The 19,381-nt window shown below is 74.0% G+C and carries 16 protein-coding genes; 7 read left to right on the top strand and 9 right to left on the bottom strand.

Annotated features, from left to right (window positions below):
- Positions 1-28: 28 nt before the first annotated feature.
- Genes FIV43_RS01800 through FIV43_RS01790 form a run of 3 tightly spaced genes read right to left on the bottom strand, consistent with a single transcriptional unit; the run spans position 29 to position 1,987 of the window.
- The gene (locus FIV43_RS01800) at positions 29-211 is read right to left on the bottom strand and encodes a Trm112 family protein (RefSeq protein ID WP_141012744.1); all 183 of its coding nucleotides are present in this window, start codon (positions 209-211) and stop codon (positions 29-31) included.
- The gene (locus tag FIV43_RS01795) at positions 208-1,584 is read right to left on the bottom strand and encodes a phosphomannomutase/phosphoglucomutase (protein WP_141012743.1); all 1,377 of its coding nucleotides are present in this window, start codon (positions 1,582-1,584) and stop codon (positions 208-210) included. Before FIV43_RS01795 ends, FIV43_RS01800 begins: the two co-directional genes overlap by 4 nt.
- Positions 1,585-1,633: 49 nt before the next feature.
- Positions 1,634-1,987, bottom strand: coding sequence for a DUF3499 domain-containing protein (locus FIV43_RS01790; RefSeq protein WP_141012742.1), 354 nt, complete (start codon positions 1,985-1,987; stop codon positions 1,634-1,636).
- 51 nt (positions 1,988-2,038) lie between these two features.
- Between FIV43_RS01790 and FIV43_RS01785 the strand changes: the two genes are divergently transcribed.
- A complete protein-coding gene (locus FIV43_RS01785) occupies positions 2,039-2,482 on the top strand; it encodes a metallopeptidase family protein (protein WP_231123621.1) in 444 nt (147 codons plus the stop codon).
- Positions 2,483-2,508: 26 nt separating this feature from the next.
- Here FIV43_RS01785 and FIV43_RS01780 read toward each other — a convergent pair whose 3' ends face one another.
- Positions 2,509-6,924 carry a DUF5719 family protein gene (locus FIV43_RS01780; RefSeq protein ID WP_141012741.1) on the bottom strand — a complete coding sequence of 1,472 codons (4,416 nt, stop codon included), beginning with the start codon at positions 6,922-6,924 and terminating at the stop codon, positions 2,509-2,511.
- An 83-nt stretch (positions 6,925-7,007) separates the two neighbouring features.
- Positions 7,008-7,223 carry a WhiB family transcriptional regulator gene (locus FIV43_RS01775; RefSeq protein ID WP_141015678.1) on the bottom strand — a complete coding sequence of 72 codons (216 nt, stop codon included), beginning with the start codon at positions 7,221-7,223 and terminating at the stop codon, positions 7,008-7,010.
- A gap of 228 nt (positions 7,224-7,451) precedes the next feature.
- Here FIV43_RS01775 and cofD point away from each other — a divergent pair, with 228 nt between their 5' ends.
- From cofD to FIV43_RS01760, 3 genes are read left to right on the top strand one after another with little or no spacing between them, the layout of a single operon-like run.
- Positions 7,452-8,468: a 2-phospho-L-lactate transferase gene (gene cofD, locus FIV43_RS01770; protein ID WP_141012740.1), complete on the top strand. Its 1,017-nt coding sequence runs from the start codon at positions 7,452-7,454 to the stop codon at positions 8,466-8,468.
- Positions 8,465-9,463: a coenzyme F420-0:L-glutamate ligase gene (locus tag FIV43_RS01765; protein WP_231123620.1), complete on the top strand. Its 999-nt coding sequence runs from the start codon at positions 8,465-8,467 to the stop codon at positions 9,461-9,463. Before cofD ends, FIV43_RS01765 begins: the two co-directional genes overlap by 4 nt.
- Positions 9,464-9,494: 31 nt before the next feature.
- Complete coding sequence (locus FIV43_RS01760; RefSeq protein WP_231123619.1) at positions 9,495-10,304, top strand: DUF3105 domain-containing protein; 810 nt, start codon at positions 9,495-9,497, stop codon at positions 10,302-10,304.
- A 102-nt stretch (positions 10,305-10,406) separates the two neighbouring features.
- On the opposite strand, the gene FIV43_RS01755 is transcribed toward FIV43_RS01760, so the two are convergent.
- Positions 10,407-11,525, bottom strand: coding sequence for a mannose-1-phosphate guanylyltransferase (locus tag FIV43_RS01755; RefSeq protein ID WP_141012739.1), 1,119 nt, complete (start codon positions 11,523-11,525; stop codon positions 10,407-10,409).
- 130 nt (positions 11,526-11,655) lie between these two features.
- Here FIV43_RS01755 and FIV43_RS01750 point away from each other — a divergent pair, with 130 nt between their 5' ends.
- A complete protein-coding gene (locus tag FIV43_RS01750; protein WP_231123618.1) occupies positions 11,656-12,393 on the top strand; it encodes a TIGR03089 family protein in 738 nt (245 codons plus the stop codon).
- 37 nt (positions 12,394-12,430) lie between these two features.
- On the opposite strand, the gene FIV43_RS01745 is transcribed toward FIV43_RS01750, so the two are convergent.
- On the bottom strand, positions 12,431-14,560 hold the full coding sequence (locus FIV43_RS01745) for an FG-GAP-like repeat-containing protein (RefSeq protein WP_141012737.1): 2,130 nt from the start codon (positions 14,558-14,560) through the stop codon (positions 12,431-12,433).
- Positions 14,561-14,723: 163 nt separating this feature from the next.
- Positions 14,724-15,959: a hypothetical protein gene (locus FIV43_RS20750; protein WP_181407645.1), complete on the bottom strand. Its 1,236-nt coding sequence runs from the start codon at positions 15,957-15,959 to the stop codon at positions 14,724-14,726.
- 753 nt (positions 15,960-16,712) lie between these two features.
- Between FIV43_RS20750 and FIV43_RS01735 the strand changes: the two genes are divergently transcribed.
- Together FIV43_RS01735 and FIV43_RS01730 are read left to right on the top strand one after the other, a co-directional pair.
- Positions 16,713-17,351 (top strand): hypothetical protein, encoded by a 639-nt coding sequence (locus tag FIV43_RS01735; RefSeq protein ID WP_141012736.1) that lies wholly within the window; start codon positions 16,713-16,715, stop codon positions 17,349-17,351.
- Positions 17,348-18,568, top strand: coding sequence for a hypothetical protein (locus FIV43_RS01730; RefSeq protein ID WP_141012735.1), 1,221 nt, complete (start codon positions 17,348-17,350; stop codon positions 18,566-18,568). Before FIV43_RS01735 ends, FIV43_RS01730 begins: the two co-directional genes overlap by 4 nt.
- A 45-nt stretch (positions 18,569-18,613) precedes the next feature.
- On the opposite strand, the gene FIV43_RS01725 is transcribed toward FIV43_RS01730, so the two are convergent.
- Positions 18,614-19,381: an ABC transporter ATP-binding protein gene (locus FIV43_RS01725; protein WP_141012734.1), complete on the bottom strand. Its 768-nt coding sequence runs from the start codon at positions 19,379-19,381 to the stop codon at positions 18,614-18,616.

Raw genomic sequence — 19,381 nt, 5'->3', positions numbered from 1 at the left:
CGTTCCTTCCGTGCCGCGGGGAGGGTCCTCAGGCGGGCTTGCGGGCCTCGTCGACCAGCAGCACCGGGATCCCGTCGCGGACCGGGTAGGCGAGCCCGCAGCCGGTGCAGACCAGCTCGGTCTCCTCGCCGGCGGCGGTCACGGCCAGGTCGGCACGGCAGGCCGGGCAGACGATGATCGCGAGCAGCTCGGGGTCGATGGCGGCGCTCATCGGTCGCTCCGGATCACGGAGAGGACCTCGTCGCGGATCTCGGCCATGGTGGTCTCGTCCTTCCCCTCGACGTTGAGGCGGAGTAGGGGTTCGGTGTTGGAGGCCCGGACGTTGAACGCCCAGTCGGCGTGGCTCACGCTGAGCCCGTCCAGGTGGTCGAGGCTGACGCCCTCGGTGTCGCCGTACTGCTCCTCGAGGGCGGCGAGCACGGCGGCCTGGTCGGCGACGGTGGAGTTGATCTCGCCGCTGAGCGGGTAGCGCTCGTAGCCGGCCAGCAGGGCCGAGAGCGGCTGGTCGCTGCCGGCCAGGGCGGCCAGGGCGTGCAGCGCGGCGAGCATGCCGGAGTCGGCACGCCAGAAGTCGCGGAAGTAGAAGTGGCCGCTGTGCTCACCGCCGAAGACCGCATCGGTCTCGGCCATCGTGGCCTTGATGTAGGAGTGGCCCACGCGGGTGCGGACCGGCGTGCCGCCCCGCTCGGCCACGATCTCGGGCACCGCCCGGGAGGTGATCAGGTTGTGGATCACCGTCGCGCCCGGCTCCTTGGCCAGCTCGCGGTCGGCGATCAGCGCGGTCAGGGTGGACGGCGACACGGCGTGACCGCGCTCGTCGACCAGGAAGCAGCGGTCGGCGTCGCCGTCGAAGGCCAGACCGATGTCGGCGCCCTCGGCGACGACCCGCTGCTGCAGGTCGCGCAGGTTCTCGGCCTCGATCGGGTTCGCCTCGTGGTTCGGGAAGGTGCCGTCGAGCTCGAAGTACATCGGCACCAGCTCGATCTGGTCCGCGAGCCGGTCGAAGACGGCCGGCGCGGTGTGGCCGGCCATCCCGTTGCCGGCGTCGACGACGACCTTGAGCGGCCGGCCGGCGACCGGGGCCAGGCTGAGCAGGTGCGCGGCGTAGGCCTGCAGCACGTCGTGCTGGCTGACCGACCCGGTGCGCGAGCCGGACGCGGGCGCACCGGTGGCGATCCGGTCCCGGATCTCGGCGAGTCCCGACTCCTGGCCGACCGGCTGGGCGAGGGCACGACACATCTTGATGCCGTTGTACTGCGCCGGGTTGTGGCTGGCGGTGAACATCGCACCGGGCAGCTCGAGGTGGCCCGAGGCGAAGTAGAGCTGGTCGGTGGAGGCCAGGCCGATCATCGTGACGTCGGCGCCGGCCGCGGTGGCGCCCTCGGCGAACGCGCCGGCCAGGCCGGGCGAGCTGGGGCGCATGTCGTAGCCCACCACCACCGCGCTCGCCCCGAGCACCTCCACGTAGGCGGTGCCGGCGGCGCGGGCCAGCTCCTCGTCCAGCTGGTCGGGGACGGTGCCGCGGACGTCGTACGCCTTGAACACGGCGGCGAGGTTGTCGACGGACGTGGTCGCGGAGGCCATGGACCGGACCCTAGTGCACGGGCGGCGGGCACCCGACCGATGGTCGGACTCAGTCGGTGGTGAGCATCCGCAGGTGCCCGCGGCGGGCCACCTCGCGGCCCGTCTCCCGGGGCGGCTCGACCAGCGGCGCCGGCCGTCCGGCCTCCCGGACGGCGTCGGCCAGGGCCAGCAGGTCGTCCTCGCTGGGGCCGCTCTGCTGGCTGCCCAGGGCGAGCCGGACGACCTCCCAGCCGCGCGGCGCGGAGAGCCGCTCGGAGTGGAACGCGCAGAGGTCGTAGGCGTGGGGCTCCGCGTACGTCGAGAGCGGCCCGAGCACCGCGGTCTGGTCGGCGTAGACGTAGGTCAGCGTGGCCACCGCGGAGCGCGCGCAGGCAGTGCGGGAACAGCGCCGGGCGAGACTCACGAGGGTGACCGTACCGCTCGCACGCGCGTGCGGCCGCTAGGCTCGCGGATCATGGAGAACTCGACCTCCGGCGGTCGCCGTGGTCGGGACCGGCGCGGCCGCGGCATGCGCGGCCCGGCGGTGCTGCCGGGCCCGCTCTCGGCCCACCCGCCGCTGCTCCGCTCGCCGCGGGACCTCTTCGACCGGATCGTGCTCGAGGTGGTCACCGAGATCGACGAACGGTGGTCGGCACGGCTCGGACTGGTCGAGTACGCCGTGGAGGAGTCGCCGTACCTCCCCGACGACTGGGAGGAGGGGCGGGTGCCGCTCTCGTCCCTGATCCGCGGCCGGGGCGGGGAGCCGACCCGGCTCGTCGTCTTCCGCCGCCCCATCGAGCACCGTGCCCTGGACCGGGCCGAGCTCGAGGCGATGGTGCTCACCGTGGTCGTCGAGCAGGTCGCCGAGCTGCTCGGCATCCCCGCCGCCGAGGTCGACCCCCGCTACCACGACGACTGACGGGGCTCGGCCCGGCTGCACCGGCCTCAGCGCGGCAGGACCACCGGGACCTCGGACTCGAGCACGGTCGGCTGGACCGGGACGTAGGTGGCACCCGGGGTGCTGCCCGCGGTGTCCACCCGCACCGTGGCGGCGACCTCGGCGTTGCGGGTGGCGAGGGTGAGGGCCGCGGTGCCGTCCGGCAGGTCGAGGACGGCGGCACGGTCGGCGGCGATCTCCACCCGCTCGTCGTCCAGCAGCTCCTCCCCGTCGCTGTCGAAGGCGGTCACCCGGACCACCCCGGTGCCGGTGGCGCCGCCGAGGTAGAGCCGCGCCTCCCCCTCCGGTACGACGACCGCGCTCGGGTCGGTGAGCAGCTCGGCGGCCCCCACGGCGACCAGGTCGTCGTCGACCAGACCGTGGGCGGAGCTGACCACCGGCGAGCTCGACTCCACCACGAGACCGAGCATCCCGTCGGCGGCCTCGGCGTCGACCAGCGAGCGCAGCGGGACCCGGAGGCTGCTCAGCGGCGGGACCACGACGTCCTCGGCGGAGCTGGGCGCGAACACCGCCTCCTCGGTGAGCACCCGCACGCTCACCCGGGCCTCGTCGTCGCCGGGGTTGGCCAGGTGGAGCCAGCCCTGTTCGGCGTCCGGGTCGACCCCGAGCAGGAGGCCCTCGGTGGCCGGCGCGGCCTGCGCCGGGAGCGACTCGACGGTGACCCGTCCGGCGCCGAGCGGGTCCCACTGGTGCGCGACCGAGGCCGAGACCCGCCCGCGGGTCACCGCGACGTGCGCCGCGACCTCGGAGCGGCGGGGCGCGATCTCGGCGAGGTCCAGCCGGACCGTGCCGCCGGCCCGCACCGGCACGTCACGCAGGGCGTCCTCCTCCACCGGTCCGTTCGGTCCGGTGAGGGTGATGTCCACGACCGCGGGGGTGTCGTCGGGGTTGACCAGCGTGATCACCGAGGCGTTGCGCGCCGAGGCGCCGAGGCCCAGGTACCACTCGTCGTAGGAGAGCGCCCGGCAGGTCGGTGCCGCGAGCGCCTCGCGACGGCCGGCGACCAGGCCGGGGGCGCTCTCTCCGGTGGCGTCGAGGACCACCGAGCCCGCACTGTCGGGGATGGTGACCGGGGTGTCGCCGACCGACCGGGTGCCGGCGTCGGTCAGCCGTCGGTCCCCGGTCCGGACCGCGACGTCGCCGCCCGCCGAGCCCGGTGCCCGCAGGGCCACCACGTCCGTCGCGCGCCCGCCGTTGTCGATCGCCGGGGGCACACCACGGTGGACTGGGTCAGCGGCAGCGTCTCGGGCGGGTGGATCCCGAGCGCCGGATCCTCCTGGGCGCCGATCACGGCGACCGCTCCGAGCACCACCGCGGGCAGCACCAGGGCGAGGACGGCGAGCACGTCCCACCGGCGGCGGCCGGCCTGGGCGCGGCGGGCGGTCTGGGCACGGCGACCGGCGGCGGGGAGCTCGCCGGTCTCGGTGACGGCCGGCTGCTGGCCGGTGTTGCGGCGGCGGCCGGGACGCTGGTCGGAGGTGTTCATGCGCGGCTCCTTCGCACCTGCGGCAGGGCCCACACGAGGAGCACCGCGATCGCGGTGAACTGGACCACCAGCAGCAGGATCCGCAGCCACGAGCGCGGACCCTCCACGCTGTCGGCCGGCGGGTCCTGTGCCATCTCCCAGGCCTGGGTGTCACGGTCCGACGTGCTGGCCCGGTCGAGCCCCCTGACGCGTCCAGACGGGACGCGATCTCGCCGTCGGCGGGCGAGGGCAGCACGACGTAGACGATGCCGCGCCGGTTCAGCGCGTCGACGGTCTCCGCCGACGGGTCGGTGATCAGCTCGGTGATCTCCGCGGTCACCGCGGGATCCTCCGGGGTCAGACCGGTGATCTCGTCCTCACCGACGGTGGGGCCGTCGCCGCGCACCACCTCGTAGTTGACGCCCTCGTCCACGCTGCCGCGCAGCACCAGGACGCCGTCCTGGTCGGCCGCCTCGGCGCGCTGCTGCATGTAGACCGGCACGCCGGTCGCCGGGCGCTCGGTGAGCTCCTCGCCGCCGTCGACGACGAACCACGCCACCCCGCCCACCGGTACGACGACCGCCACCGCCGCGACCAGCGCGACCGCGCCCCGGCCCCAGGGGGCGAGCTCGACGCCGCGGAGCCCGACCGCGCCGAGCACCACCGCGGTGACCCAGCTGCCGTGCAGGAGCAGCAGGACGGCACCCAGGCCGGGCTGCTGGGAGGCGAGTCCGGGCAGGTCGACCGAGGACGTCGCGAGCGGGATCGCGACGAGGGCGGTGACCGCGGCGACCAGCCAGCAGACCAGCACCCCGATCCGGCTGGCGCGCGGGATCAGCGCGAGGAGGGCGAGCACGGGCAGGATCAGGCCGATCCACAGCGGGGCTCCGGACTCGCCGAAGCGGCCGGCGAGCAGGCTCCAGCCACCGGTGGCCGGCGTGGGCCACCGGCCGATGTCGAGGAAGAGCGCGGCGCCGGCGCCGTGCCAGATCGCCGGCAGCCACCACGGCGCGAGCACCACCGGCGGCACCGCGAGGGCGGCCAGCGGGGGCCCCCAGACCGAGCGCTGCCCGATCGTGGCCCGCACCAGCACGGCCGCGGCGACCAGCACCACCACTGCCAGCGCGAGGAAGAGCCACCACAGCACCGGGGCGAGGGCGGTCAGCACCGCGAGCACCAGGCCGGACCGCCACGCCGCGCGCCACCGGCGCGCCGGCTCGGGGTCGGCGAAGCCGAGGGCGGCGTGGGCCATCCATGGCAGCAGGGCCGCCGCGACGATCACGCCCCATCGCCCGCTGCCCCAGGCGCCGGCGGCCAACGGCACCGCGGCGTAGGCGACCGCGCCGCCGGCGACCACCCAGCGCGGCGCGCCGGCCGGGGTGAGCAGGCGGCCGACCAGGCGCAGGAAGCGCCAGGCGCCCCAGACCGCGAGCGGCCCGGCGGTGATCAGCAGGAAGGACATCGTCCAGCCGGGGCCGAAGACGCTGCCGAGGACGGCGAGCATCAGCACGTAGCCGGGCGCCGGCACCGCGGTGCCGAAGCCGAGGGCGTGCCACGACTCCAGGTGCAACGACCACCAGGTGCCGCGTCCGCTCGGCGCCGGTGACAGCGCGCCGCCGGAGATGTCGCCGAACGCGTCGCGGGCGCCCACCACCAGGGCGAGCACCACGACGGCGAGGGTCACCGCGACGGGGTTGGTGAAGAAGCGGACCACGAAGCCGGAGTCCTCGTACTCCTCGTACTCCTCGTCTTCGTCGTCGGCCGGCCGGCGGACCGGCTGCTGCGGGTTCTGCTCGGCGGCCGCGGCCCGGCGGCGCTCGGCCACGTCGGCGGCCTGGTTGGTGGCGGCGGCGATCAGGTCGCCCACGAAGTCCAACCCGTGACGGTAGGGCAGCCACCAGGGCGCCAGGAGGCGTCGTACCCGGTCCTTGTCGGGGCCGGCGTCCCCGCGGTTCGCGGCCACCACACGGGCCCGCTCGCGGCGGGCGGCGTGGACCACCCCGGGTCGGGTGACCACCGCGACCAGCGCGGCCAGCTCGTCCAGCGCCTCGCCCACCGAGCGCACGACCAGGAACCCGAGCATCCGCAGCAGCGAGCCGAGGACGATCCGGAGCAGCTGGAACGGGAGCGCGAACGGGCGCACGTTGGCGAGCAGCGTGTAGAGCGCGGCGCGGCGCTCCTGGAAGTGGGTGTGCCGGCCGGTCAGGGCCGTGCGGCGGACGCCGCGGTGCGCGGCCTCGGCGTGGAAGACCACCGCGTCCGGGACGATCAGGGTGGTGTGTCCAGCGGCCGCGGCGCGCCAGCCGAGGTCGAGGTCGTTGCCGAACATCGGCAGGTGGGGGTCGAAGCCGCCGACGGCGGTGAGGGTCTCCCGGCGGGCGAGCATGCCGGCGGAGTTGACGGCCAGGACCTCACGGACGTCCGGGTGCTGGCCCTGGTCGTACTCGCCGCGCTCCAGGCCGGTCTCGCGTCGGCCGGTGCCGCTGATGGTGACTCCCAGCTCGAGCAGGCGGCGCAGGGAGGGCCACTCGCGCAGCTTGGGTCCCAGGAAGTCGGCCTCCGGGCGCTGGGCGGCGACCGTGGTGAGGGCCTGCAGGGCGCTGGGATCAGGGCGGGAGTCGTCGTGCAGCAGCCAGACCCAGGTCGGCGGCCGCGGCGCCTCACCGAGGCGGGCCAGGCCCATCTCGACGGCCTCGGGGTAGGTCGTGCCGATCGGCGCACGCACCACGGTGGCCGCGAGACCGGCCTCGGCGCAGGCGTTCTCGATGAGCTCGGCGGAGCCGTCACGGCTCCCGGTGTCGATCGCCACCAGCGACGCGATCGGGGCGGACTGGGTCCGGATCCCCTCCAGGACGCTCGGCAGCCACGCCGCTCCGTCGTGGCTCACCAGGAGCACTGCGACGGCGGCCTGGTCACCTTGTTCGATCGGCGCTGACACGACCGGCCACCCTACGTGCGGACCGGGTGGCCGGTCGAACCAGCACCGCCGTGGCGTTGGCTACGGCAGTGTCGCAGCGCGGCTCAGACCGCGCGCTTCTTCAGTTTGCGGCGCTCGCGCTCGGAGAGGCCGCCCCAGATGCCGAACCGCTCATCGTTGAGCAGCGCCGCGTCCAGGCACTCGACCCGCACCTCGCACGTCAGACAGACCTTCTTTGCCTCCCGCGTCGATCCACCCTTCTCAGGGAAGAACGCCTCGGGATCGGTCTGCGCGCACAGGGCTCGCTCCTGCCAGCCCATCTCGTCCGACTCTGCCTCGACCAGGAAGAGTTCCCTCACTTGTTTCGCCCCTTTCGACCCCCATATGTCGCGTTCCGTGCCCTCGGCCGGTTGCCTGCCGGTCGGTTCGTGGATCACGAGTGACGATGGTGAAATTACATGCATGTCATACCCGATTGGTCAAGCCCGAATCTGCTATGGGGCTCCCGCTGAGCGGCCCCGGAGCGCCACCGTGCAGAGTGGTGCCCCATGGAGAACCTGACCGTCCTGTCCGGCGGCATGGGTGGTGCCAAGTTCCTGCAGGGCCTGCTGCACGGCATCACCACCGGAGCGCTGCCGGGCGTCCCGTCCACCGCGCGGGTGACCGTGATCGCCAACACCGCCGACGACTGGTGGCTGCACGGGCTGAAGGTCTGCCCGGACCTGGACACCGTGATGTACACCCTAGGTGACGGGATCGACCCCGAACGGGGCTGGGGGCGCCGGTCGGAGACCTGGAGCGCCAAGGAGGAGCTGGCCGCCTACGGCGTCGAGCCGACCTGGTTCGGCCTGGGCGACCGGGACATCGCCACCCACCTGGTCCGCACCCAGATGGTGGAGGCGGGCTACCCGCTCTCCGCGGTCACCGAGGCGCTGTGCCGGCGCTGGATCACGCCCACCCACGGCGACCGGGTCCGGCTGCTCCCGATGACCGACGACCGGGTCGAGACCCACGTCGCGATCGCCGACCCGGACTCCCCCAGCGGTCGCCGGGTGGTGCACTTCCAGGAGTACTGGGTCCGGTTGCGGGCCGAGGTCCCGGCGGAGACGGTCGCCGTCGTCGGGCTCACCGACGCCGTCCCGGCCCCGGGCGTCCTGGAGGCGATCGCGGAGGCCGACCTGGTGCTGGTGCCCCCGTCGAACCCGGTGGTCTCGGTGGGCACGATCCTCGGCGTGCCCGGACTCCGTGAGGCGATCCGGCAGACCGCGGCCCCGGTGGTCGGCGTCTCCCCGATCGTCGGCGACCACCACGTGCGCGGGATGGCCGAGCAGATGCTGACCTCGATCGGCGTCGAGGTCAGCGCGGCCGGGGTCGGCCTGCACTACGGCGCGCGCAGTGCCGGCGGGGTGCTGGACGGGTGGTTGGTCGACGAGCGCGACGCCCACCACGTGGAGCGGGTCCGCGCGGGTGGCGTCGCCTGCGCCGCCGTACCGCTGATGATGAGCGACCACGACGCGACCGCCGCGATGGCGGCCGCCGCGATCGAGCTGGCGGGTGCGCGGTGAGCACCTCCCCGCCCGTCGCCGGCGGCGGCACGATCACCGTGCTCGCTCCCGACGGGTTGCCCGAGGTGGCCGCCGGCGACGACCTGGCCGGCCTGCTCCTCGACCTGATGGCCGACCTGGTCGACGGCGACGTGCTGGTGGTGACCAGCAAGGTGGTGAGCAAGGCCGAGGGCCGGGTGGTCCGTGGCGAGCGGGACGACTGGATCGACGCCGAGACGGTGCGCGACGTGGCGCGCCGCGGCCCCACCCGGATCGTGCGCAACCGGCTCGGCCTGACCATGGCCGCTGCCGGGATCGACGCCTCCAACGTGGCCGGCGGCTCGGTGGTGCTGCTGCCCCTCGACCCCGACGCCTCGGCCCGGGCGCTGCGGGCCGCCGTCGCCGAGCGGCGCGGCGTCAACGTGGGCGTCGTCGTCACCGACACCGCCGGCCGAGCCTGGCGCGAGGGTCAGACCGACATCGCGATCGGCGCCGCCGGCCTCCGGGTGCTGGAGTCGTTCGAGGGCCGCGTGGACGCCCACGGCAACCCGCTGGTGGTGACCGCACCGGCGGTCGCCGACGAGATCGCCGGCGCCGCGGAGCTGGCCCAGGGCAAGCTCGCCGCGCGGCCGTGCGCACTGGTCCGGGGCCGCGCCGACCTGGTCCTCCCGCCTGGCGAGGACGGCACCGGCGCCGCTGCCCTGGTCCGCGCCGAGGGCGGCGACATGTTCGGGCTCGGCGCCCGCGAGGCGGTGGTCACCGCGGTGGTCGGCGACCCTGCCACGCAGGGGCCGTTCGGCGCTGCGGCGCCGCTCGGCGACCTGGTCACCGCTCTCGCCCGTGCCGGTGTCCCCGGCACCGCGCTGGCCGAGGACCAGGTGCGCTGCCCGGCCACCCGGCGGGTCGCGGTGGAGATCCTCGCCTTCGCCCACGGCTGGCGCGCGGAGGACCCCGCTGCGGGCCGCGACGGCACGCCTGGCGATACCGAGATCCGCCTCCGTCCGGGCACTCCGTAGACTCACCGCGTCCCGCAGCCGATCGCTGACCGTGATCGATCAGTCGACCGAACATCCGAGGTACCCCGCCCGTGGCCAAGACCCCAAGTCCGCCAAGTCGGACCGTCAGAAGGTCATCGACGACATCCGGCGTTCCCAGCGCAAGTCCGAGAAGCGCCAGGGACGGGTGATCGTGATCGCCTGCGTCGTCGTCGCTCTGCTGATCATCGGCGCCGCCGCCTACAACCCGGTGAGCTCCTGGGTCCAGCGCCAGCAGTACAAGGACAAGGAGCTGAGCGAGATCGGCGCCTCGGCCTCGGTCTGCCAGGACGTCATCACCCGGGACGCCGAGGGCAACCAGGACCACGTCGACGAGGGCGTGCAGGTCGAGTACGAGTACGCACCCCCCGCCTTCGGCGCGCACTGGAACGTCGGCGGCGGCGTCGCCCCGGTCTCCATCGACCAGCGCTACTACACCGCCGACAACCGGCCCGAGCTCGAGGCGCTGGTGCACAACCTCGAGCACGGCTTCACCATCCTCTGGTACGACGAGACCGTCGCGGACGACAGCGACATGCTCGCCCAGGTGAAGGGCATCGCCGCGACCCTGGACGTCAACGACACCAACAACCGCTACTCGTTCATCGCGGCCCCCTGGACCTCCGACGACGGTGAGGCGTTCCCCGACGGCCAGCACATCGCGATGACGCACTGGACCGCCAAGGGCGGCGAGAACGAGGACGAGCAGCTCGGTGTCTGGCAGTACTGCTCCGAGCCGAGCGGCGAGGCGCTCGAGCAGTTCATGCTCGACTACCCGTTCACCGACGCGCCGGAGCCCATCGGCGGCGCCAACATGGGCTGACGCCGGCCACTCACGCACGACGAGGCCGGTCCCGGGGCGCCCGGGGCCGGCCTCGCGTCGTACCTGGGCCGGTGGCCGGGCCTCGCGTGGACCCGGTGCGGATCAGGTGAGGTCGTCGCGTCCCTCGGCCTCGAGGGCCGCGACGATCGCCTTGACCTCCTGCGCCCGCTCCCGGGTGGTGACCAGCAGCGCGTCCTCGGTGTCGACCACCACGACGTCGTCGATCCCGACGACCGCGACCAGACGGTCGCTGCCGGTCACCACGAGTCCGGTGGCGTCGCTGGACCGGACCCGGGACTCCTCCCCCAGGACGGTGAGCGCGGCGCGCTCGCCGAGCAGCCCGGCCAGCGAGTCGAAGTCACCGACGTCGTCCCACCCGAAGCCGCCCGGCACCGTGGCCACCCGACCGTCGGCCGCGGCCGGCTCGGCCACCGCGTGGTCGATCGCGATCTTCGGCAGCGACGGCCACCGCTCGGCGAGGCTGTCCGGCTCGGCGGCCAGCTCGCGCAGCGCGAGCGCGAAGCGCGGGTCCTGCTCGGCGAGCAGGTCGAGCAGGACACCGGGCCGCACCACGAACATCCCGGCGTTCCAGCGGTAGTCGCCGGAGGCCAGGTAGGTGCTGGCGACCTGGACGGAGGGCTTCTCGACGAAGCCGATCACGCTGCGGACACCGTCGAGCCCGGGCAGCGGGTCGCCGTGGCGGACGTAGCCGAACGCGGCGGAGGCGAAGGTCGGCTCGATGCCGATGGTGGCCAGCCACCCGCCGCGGGCGGCCTGGACCGCCGAGCGGACCGCCGCCGAGAAGGCCGAGTCGTCCGAGATCACGTGGTCGGCCGCGAAGGACCCCATCACCTCGGCCCCCTGCCGCTCCAGCACCGCGGCGGCCCAGCCGATCGCGGCCATCGAGTCCCGCGGCGACGGCTCGGCCAGCACGTTGTCGACGGCGATCTCGGGCAGCTGCTCTCGTACGGCGTCCTGGTGGGCCTGTCCGGTCACCACCATCACCCGGTCGCCGGCCAACGGCGCCAGCCGATCCCGCGTCTGCTGCAGCAGGGTGCGGCCGGAGCCGGTCAGGTCGTGCAGGAACTTCGGAGCACCCGAGCGGGAGAGCGGCCAGAGCCGGGTGCCGGCACCGCCGGCGGGCACCACCGCCCAGAATCCCTCGATCCCTGCCGAGTGCGCCGATCCGGTCTGCTCGCTGGTCGCCTCGGGGCTCGTCATGCGCCGCACCCTATCCGGCGGGTCACGGTCGAGCGCGCCCCATTCGGATCGGCGCGGATCCGGGCCGGATCCGCGCCAGTCCGAATGGGGCGCGCCGACCCGCCGCCACCACCGCACCTATCCTCGCCGCGTGAGCAACCCCGATACGACGACCTTCGCCGAGGTCCTCGGCGCCCGGCTGCGGCACGAGCCCGGGCGCCCCCTGGTGACCTTCTACGACGACGCGACCGGGGAGCGGGTCGAGCTGTCGGTGACGACGTATGCGAACTGGGTCGCGAAGGCGTCCTCCCTGTTGGTCGACGAGCTCGGCCTGGAGAAGGGCGAGGGCCTGCACGTCGACCTGCCGCCGCACTGGCTGACGACCGTCTTCCTCGGTGCCGCCTGGAACGCCGGGCTGGTGGTGACCGACGCCGCCGACGCCGCCGCCGTGGTCTGCGGTCCGGCCACCCTCCCCGAGCACGCCGGTGGTGCCGGCGAGCGCTTCGTGCTGGCGTGCTCGCTGCTGCCGTTGGGGGTCCGCTTCGCCGAGGGGGTGCCCGACGGCGTGCACGACGTCGGCATCGAGATCTGGTCGCAGCCGGACGCGTTCACCCCGTGGGACCCGCCGGCGGGCGCGGACCCGGCCACCGCGCTGGCCGGGGCGAGCGCGACCCAGGGCGAGATGTGGCGAGCGGCCGCCGCCGGGGACCTGGTCCCCGACGGCGGCCGCCTCCTCACGGTCGCGAACCCGGCTTCCCCACCAGGACTCGCGACCTTCTGCGAACCGCTCGCACGCGGCGGCTCGCTGGTCCTGGTCGCTCGGACCGAACCGTCACGGCTCGAGGAGATCGCTGTCTCCGAGCACGTGACCGCCCGCTTCCCCGTCTGAGCGGGCCCAGGACTGGGTCCATCACCGGATCGGTCCCTCACCCGGCCAGGTCGTAGGCGGCCAGGTTGCCGATCCGCACCCGGTCCCGGAAACCGCGCGCGGTGCCCGGCAGCAGCCAGACGTCACCGCTGCCCCGAGTGCGTGCCAGCAGGTCGCTGTGGGTGTCGGCGTCGGCCGAGGCGATCCCGATCAGCCAGTTGTAGGAGCTCACGTTCAGCCCCATCGACTGGCTGCCGGTCCAGCCGCCCGGACCGTTGCCGCGCCACAACGTGAGCCGGGACTTCTTGCGCACCAGCGCGTCCGGAGCACCGTCCCCGTCCCAGCGCCCGATGGCGATGTTGTGCGACCCGGCGACGGCGGAGTGGGCCACGAAGCCGCGACCCAGTCCCGCCGTCCCACGACCGGGGTAGATCATCATGTCGCCGCCGTTCGGCTGCGCCAGCACGTCGGGATAGCCGTCGCCGGTCACGTCGCCGGCGATGGAGACCATCCGCATCCCGGCGAAGCCCTGGGTGAGCACGGTCGGCGCCGCGTACTTGCCCCGGCCCAGGCCCCGGTAGAGGTAGAGCCGCTGCATGTCGGCGCGCTTGCGGACGACGATGTCGCCGACCCCGTCCCGGTCCCAGTCCCCGGCGGTGAACGCCTTGACCGCGCCGGTCAGGTCGATCGCCGCGGGCCGGGCCCGGCTCAACCGCACGGTGCCGGACTTGGTGCGCTGCACCGTCATCGTGAACGCCTTGCCGTCGGACTTGCGGCGCAGGATCAGGTCGGGCGCCGGTCCGCGGACCAGGTCCGAGTCGAGGTCCCGGCTCTCCCAGCCGGTCTGGGTCTCCGCGGCGATCGCCCGGATCCGGCCGATCTTGGCGTAGAGGTAGCGGCCCGGGCAGGCGGTGGAGCCGGCGTCGCGGTGCCCGTTGATCGCGGCGAAGGTGCGTCCGGCCACCCCCTGCCGGCTGGAGCCGGCCGAGACGCCGTGCAGGGAGAGCTTCCAGGCGAAGAGCCGGCCGTAGGCCTGCACCATCGCCGAGGACGGGCGGGCGGTCTCGAAGTTGCCGATCGCCGACATCGCGAACGCGTCGTCGTTGTAGCCGAGCGTGTGCGCGCCGACCACGGGGCGGTCGACGCCGCCGTAGCGGCCCTCCCACACCCGACCGAACTTGTCGACCAGGAAGTTGTAGCCGATGTCGCTCCACCCCCGCGAGCGGGTGTGGTAGGCGTAGATCCCGCGGATGATGCCGGGCACCTGGGCCCGGGTGTAGTCGTTGGCGTTGACCGTGTGGTGGACGAAGCCCGCGTGCACCTCGTAGTAGCGCAGCGAGGAGCGGTCCCGCAGGCGCTCGTCGGCGCCCCACTGCTGGCGGGAGAAGATCTTCGGCTTCGGGGTGGGGTCGCCGGCCGCCAGGCTCAGCGTCTCCGGCTCCCCGTCCACCTCCACCCGGTACGACGCCTCGCGGGTCTCGCCGCCGGCCGGGCCGTCGAGCTCGGCGGTGTCGATGGCCGCCGCCTGGCGGGCCATCGACGTGGTGCCGGGGTCGATCACCGCGAGCTTCATGTCGGACGGCGCGGCGACGTCGCTGTCGACCCGCACCTGCACGTCGTCCACGGTGCCGATCAGAAGAGCGTCGGTGCCCGGCCTGGCGTGCTGTCCCTCGGCGCTGTCCGGGTCGGGACCGTGCTCGTCGTGGTACTCGACCTCGGTCCATGTCGACCAGGTGTCACCGGTGCGGGTGCGGGCCCGGACCGAGATGGCGTCGTCCTCGACGTCGGTGCCCGCCGCCCAGGTGACGCCGACGGTGCCGTAGCCGTCGACCGGCAGCGCGTCGGTGACGATCCGCTCGCCACCACCGGCCACGGTGCGCGCCTGTGCCTTCATCGCGCCGGGCGCGAGCCGCGCCCCCGCCGGAGCGGTCAGCGGGTACTCCTCGACCTCGGGGTCGACGGTGGAGGTCGGCACCACCGCGTTGGTGCGGGCCGCGCGCAGGGCGACGCCGGCGCCGTCAGCGGCGCTCGCGCGGCCCGGGTCGCCGGCCGGGACGGGTCGCACGTCCATGGTCACCGTCCGGGCGGCGGGCGTCAGCAGAGCGAGGATGACGGCCAGGGCGAGGAAGTGCTGGCACACGGTGACGAACCGGCTGCGCCGAGCCTCGTCCAGGGAGAAATGTGACATGCGAGATCTGCTCCATCGTGTGAGGGGAAGGATTCACACGAGAAGCAACTTTCACATCAGCCACAGCCGCTGGGAAGAGAAACTGAGTAACTACAAAGATGTAATTTCAATCCGACACGCCGACGATTCCCAGAAATCGGCCTCCGGCGATCGGGCTCGGACCTCAGCGCGCGCGGCGGGCGCGCTGACGCTCACGCTTGCGGCGCAGCCGGACCAGGGCCTCGGTGAGGACCACCAGGTCGGCGACGGCCGCATCCACCGGGTCGGCCTCCTGCCGCCAAGCCTGAGGACCGGTCAGCCGGACGCGCAGCCGCCGCATGAACCGCCGGCGGCGCTTGCGGCCGCGGAACGTGCGCCGGCTGCGCTGCCGGACGATCCGGCGCAGACCGCGCGACCCGCGCCGGGCCGCGGCGAGCAGCTCGTCGGCGGTGGGCGGCTCGTGGGCGTCCTCGACCGGCACGCCCGACTCCGCGGAGGTGACCGGGAGGTCCTCGAGATCGCCGTGCACCACGACCCCGCTCTCCTCGATCGAGCGCCGGATCACCCCGTTCCAGGCCAGCGCCGCCCGGAACGTCGCGCGGTCCAGCAGCGCACGCCGCTCACGCCGTCGCCGCGGCCCCAGCGTGCGCAGGCCGAGCTCGTTCTTCACCACATTCTGGTCGCGGATGTTGGCCGAGCCGCGCGCCGCGTTCACCCGGCGCACCAGCTCGGCGGAGGGGAAGCCGAGGGACTCGTTGGCGTCCCGCGGCTCCGCGGTCAACCGGTCGCCGTCCACACCGAAGGAGTCGCACCAGTCGTTCCACAGCCGGCTGCGCGGGGCGCCCGGCCGCGGCACCACCACCACGTGCACGTTCTCCGGCGCGAGCACGCCGGTCCAGATCCGCAGCATCCGCGGGATGTCGATCGCCTCGCGGAAGCGGGTCGGCGTACCGATCCGCAGCTCGGCGAGGAGCCGCCCGACCCGGCCACGGCCCCGGCCGCTGACCCGGATCATCCGACGGAACACCGGCCACGTCGTCGTACCGCCGCTGGTGACCGAGGTCTGCCACAGCGCCGGGATCACGGCGGCGGTGTCGCGCACGGTGATCACCACCCGGACGTCGCGGTCGGTGAAGGGCGCCACCGCCCGGGCCGCCTCACGGCGGTCGGCGAAGGCGAGGAACTCCATCGACAGGAGGGTGACGTCGGCCCCACCGCGTCCCGCCGCGCGGGCCATCCGCTCCCAGGCGCCCCGGTTGCGCTCGCGCAACACCGGGTCCCGACGGCCCATGCCGACGATCTCCTGCACCGCGGCGACCTGGTCCACCCAGGCGTCGCCGGCCAGCTCGACGCCCAGGCCGCTCAGTGCGTCCTGGTTGGCGTAGGCCTTCCCCTGGAGGTAGGTGGTGCCTGTCTTCATCGCTCCGATGTGGAGCACGACCGTGGGCGTCTCGCTCCACGGCTGATCGCTGCTCTCGGGCACCTGACCTCGGCTGTTCATGCCCCGTCGGGACGTCGTGCGGACTGGAAGGTCCCGCCGTCGGGGCCGCCGCGGAACAGGCGCCCCTACCTGCGGAACCTCCTCGACACCATAGCCTGTCGGGGTGTCCCCGACTCCCCCCGCAACCGGTGAGCCAGCCCACTGCGCCGCCCCCGTCACCGCGTCGGCCCGGCCAGTCGCGCTGGTGGCCGGGTGGGTCGAGGAGCTGAGCGCCGGGTCCACCGCGACCTGGACCGAGTGGCGGGCCGCGCACGACTCCGCGACCGGGTCCGGCACCGGGCCGCGCTCCGCCGGCTGGGCGGGCGGCTCCGGGTCCGCCCGCCCCCACTACCTGCCCGGCGCGCAGCAGCTCGAGCTGCTCCGCCGCCTCAACGTCGTCGCCGCCGCGTCGGGCCGCGCCGTCGGCCCGGACCTGGCCGGACGGGTGCTCCGCGCCGGCATCCCCGACCGTGGCCGGCCCGACCTACCGCTGTCGGGAGCGGCAGCGTCGGCCTTCGGGCCGGCGCCCGTCGTACCGGAGAGGCTGCCCGAGCGCGACCTGCTGGCGGTCGCCACGGGACTGCTCGCGGAGTCCCTCGCCCCGCTGGCCCCCTCCCCCCGGTACGACGCCCGCTGCACCGGCGCATCGCCGGGCGACTGCGCCCCGGCCCGGTCTGGGACGGTGACGGCTGGGTGCTCCTGCACCGGGCGCCGGCACGGGTCGATCCGTCCCGGGTCGACATCGCGTTGGCCGACCTGCCCACCCTGGCCGTCCACGCCTGGGCGACCCGCGCGGTCCGGGGCGGGGTACTCGGGCTGGAGGAGTGGCTACGGGCGCGGGTCACCGCCGAGAGGCTGCCGCGCTCGCTGGACGTGGTGGCGATGGCCGCCCGCAGCGCCGAGCGGGTGGGCAGCGAGCGCGTGACGCTCTCCTTCGGTGCCGGGCACCTCCCCGACCTGATCGGCGGCGGCGGGCTGCCGCCGGTGCACGTGCCCTCGATCGACCTCGCGCGTCAGGTCGGCCGGCCGCTCGGCGTGCTGGTCACCGACGCCGAGCGGACCGCCCTGCTCGCCCACCGGCTGCTGCCCCGGCTCCGCCAGGTGGCCGGCGCCGCGGGACCGGCCGTGGTGCCCGCACCGTGGGCCGAGCAGCTGCGCGACCACGCCGAACGCAGCGTCACGGCGCTGCAGCGGGCGGGCTACCCTGTGCGCGGCCGTCTGGAGCTGCTCGTCCCGCCCACCGCCCCGCCGGCTCGGTCGGCGAGCAGTGAGGTCTCGACGCTCCGGCTGGCGATGGACCTGCTGCTCGAGACCAAGGACGGTGCCTGGTGACCCGCCGGATCCTCCTCCACGTGGGGACCCCCAAGACCGGGACGTCGTATCTGCAGGACGTGCTGTTCCGCAACCAGGAGCGGTTGGCCGAGTCCGGCATCGCCTATCCGGCGGACCGCTTCGACGCGCACTTCCTGGCCGCGCTCGACCTGATGCGACTGCCCTGGGGAGGCCTCGAGCACGAGGCCATCGGCGCGTGGGACCGGCTCGCCGCGGCCGCCACCGACCCCGAGGCGCCGCAGACCGTGGTGATCAGCCACGAGATCCTCGCCCGGGCCGGACGGGCGCACGTGGAGCGGGCGCTCTGCTCGCTGGGACGCGACGAGGGTGCCGAGATCCACGTGCTGGTCTCGGCGCGCGACCTGACCCGGCAGATCCCCGCCGAGTGGCAGGAGAACGTGAAGCACCGGGCCACGCTGAGCTATCGCGCCTTCCTCGACCAGATCACCGACCCGGACCGGGACGGGCGGATCGGCTCGTGGTTCTGGGGCGTCCAGGAGCTCCCCGACATCCTGGAGCGGTGGGCCGGGGACCTGCCCGCCGAGAACGTGCATGTGATCACCGTGCCGCCGCCGGGATCGGAGCCCGGTCTGCTGTGGGACCGCTTCATCGACGCCTTCGGGCTCACCGACATCGACCTCGACCTGGGCAACGACCGGTCCAACCCCTCGCTCGGGGTGCCCGAGACGGCACTGATCCGGCGGATCAACCAGGCGATGAACGCCACCCTCGCGCCGCCGGACTACCGACCCCTGGTCCGCGAGCTGCTGGCCCACCAGACCCTCTCCCAGCGCCGCGACACCGCGCGCCTCTCACTGCCCCCCGACCTGCACCCGTGGGTGCGGGAGCGGGAGGCCTCCTGGGTGAGCGCCATCGCCGAGCGCGGCTACCGCGTGGTCGGTGACCTCGACGACCTGCGCGGCGTCGAGCGCTCCCCGCACGTCTACCCGGCCACGTGGGCCGACCCGGACCATCCCGCCGAGGACGAGGTGGCCGAGGCCGCGCTCGACGCGATCGGCCGGCTGCTCCTGGAGTGCACCGGCAACCGGCACGAGATCGACCGGCTGCACCACGAGCTGAACGAGACCCGCCAGGCGCTCGAACGGGCCTACCTGCGCCCGACGTACAAGGCCCGGGAGAAGGCCGTGCGCGGGATGGAGCGCAGCGCGCCGGGACGGACCGCGCTGCGCGGCTACCGCTGGCTGCGCCGCCGCTGACCGCCGCCGCTGACCGCGGCCGTCCCGCTGGGGGTCGGGGCGACCTCAGATGTCGGCCGCCATCTCCTCGTCCTCGTCGGTGGGGAGGTCGTCGTCGTACTTGAGGTACTTGATGCCGTCCTTGACGTCGCCGTCGAAGCCGACCCGGCCCTCCTCCAGCACCACCACGCGGTCGCACATCTTGCGCACCGAGCCGGTGGAGTGGCTGACGTAGAAGAGGGTGCGGCCGCCGTCGCGGACCTCCTGCATCTTCTCCAGGCACTTGCGGCGGAACGGACGGTCACCGACCGCCAGCGCCTCGTCGGCGAGGAAGATGTCGGAGTCGACGTGGATCGCGATCGCGAAGCCGAGGCGGGCGTTCTGGCCCGAGGAGTAGTGGCCGACCTGGGTGTCGAGCTTCTTCTCCAGCCCCGAGAACTCCACGATCTCGTCGAACTTGCGACGCGTCTCCCGCTCCGACATGCCGAGGATCGCGGCGTTGAGGATCAGGTTCTCCCGGCCGGTCAGCTGCGGGTGGAACCCGGCGCCGGTGGCGATCAGTCCGGCGATCCGGCCGCGGGTGAGCACCTCGCCCGAGTCCGGCCGCATCACCCCGGAGATCATCTTCAGCAGCGTCGACTTGCCCGAGCCGTTGAGACCCATCAGCCCGATCGACTCGCCCTGCTCCACGGTGAAGGAGACGTCGTCGACGGCACGGAAGGTGTCGCTGGTCTTGTGACCGCGCGCCATCGCGACCGTGATCTCCTTGAACGTGCGGTGGTAGCGCAGCGTGAAGTTCTTGGTGACGTTGGTCAGCTGGATCGAGGTCGTCAT

Origin of the sequence: Nocardioides sambongensis (assembly GCF_006494815.1) — a bacterium.
GTDB classification, from domain to species: domain Bacteria; phylum Actinomycetota; class Actinomycetes; order Propionibacteriales; family Nocardioidaceae; genus Nocardioides; species Nocardioides sambongensis.
The sequence above is the reverse complement of the archived record's forward strand: the minus strand, read 5'-3'. Positions and strand labels throughout refer to the sequence as shown.

Coding starts and splice junctions, on each gene's coding strand:
- FIV43_RS20750 (WP_181407645.1), bottom strand. CDS start 15,959: ATGAAGACAGGCACCACCTACCTCCAGGGGAAGGCCTACGCCAACCAG.
- cofD (WP_141012740.1), top strand. CDS start 7,452: ATGGAGAACCTGACCGTCCTGTCCGGCGGCATGGGTGGTGCCAAGTTC.
- FIV43_RS01775 (WP_141015678.1), bottom strand. CDS start 7,223: ATGGGCTGGCAGGAGCGAGCCCTGTGCGCGCAGACCGATCCCGAGGCG.
- FIV43_RS01800 (WP_141012744.1), bottom strand. CDS start 211: ATGAGCGCCGCCATCGACCCCGAGCTGCTCGCGATCATCGTCTGCCCG.
- FIV43_RS01725 (WP_141012734.1), bottom strand. CDS start 19,381: ATGACGACCTCGATCCAGCTGACCAACGTCACCAAGAACTTCACGCTG.
- FIV43_RS01785 (WP_231123621.1), top strand. CDS start 2,039: ATGGAGAACTCGACCTCCGGCGGTCGCCGTGGTCGGGACCGGCGCGGC.
- FIV43_RS01755 (WP_141012739.1), bottom strand. CDS start 11,525: ATGACGAGCCCCGAGGCGACCAGCGAGCAGACCGGATCGGCGCACTCG.
- FIV43_RS01745 (WP_141012737.1), bottom strand. CDS start 14,560: ATGTCACATTTCTCCCTGGACGAGGCTCGGCGCAGCCGGTTCGTCACC.
- FIV43_RS01795 (WP_141012743.1), bottom strand. CDS start 1,584: ATGGCCTCCGCGACCACGTCCGTCGACAACCTCGCCGCCGTGTTCAAG.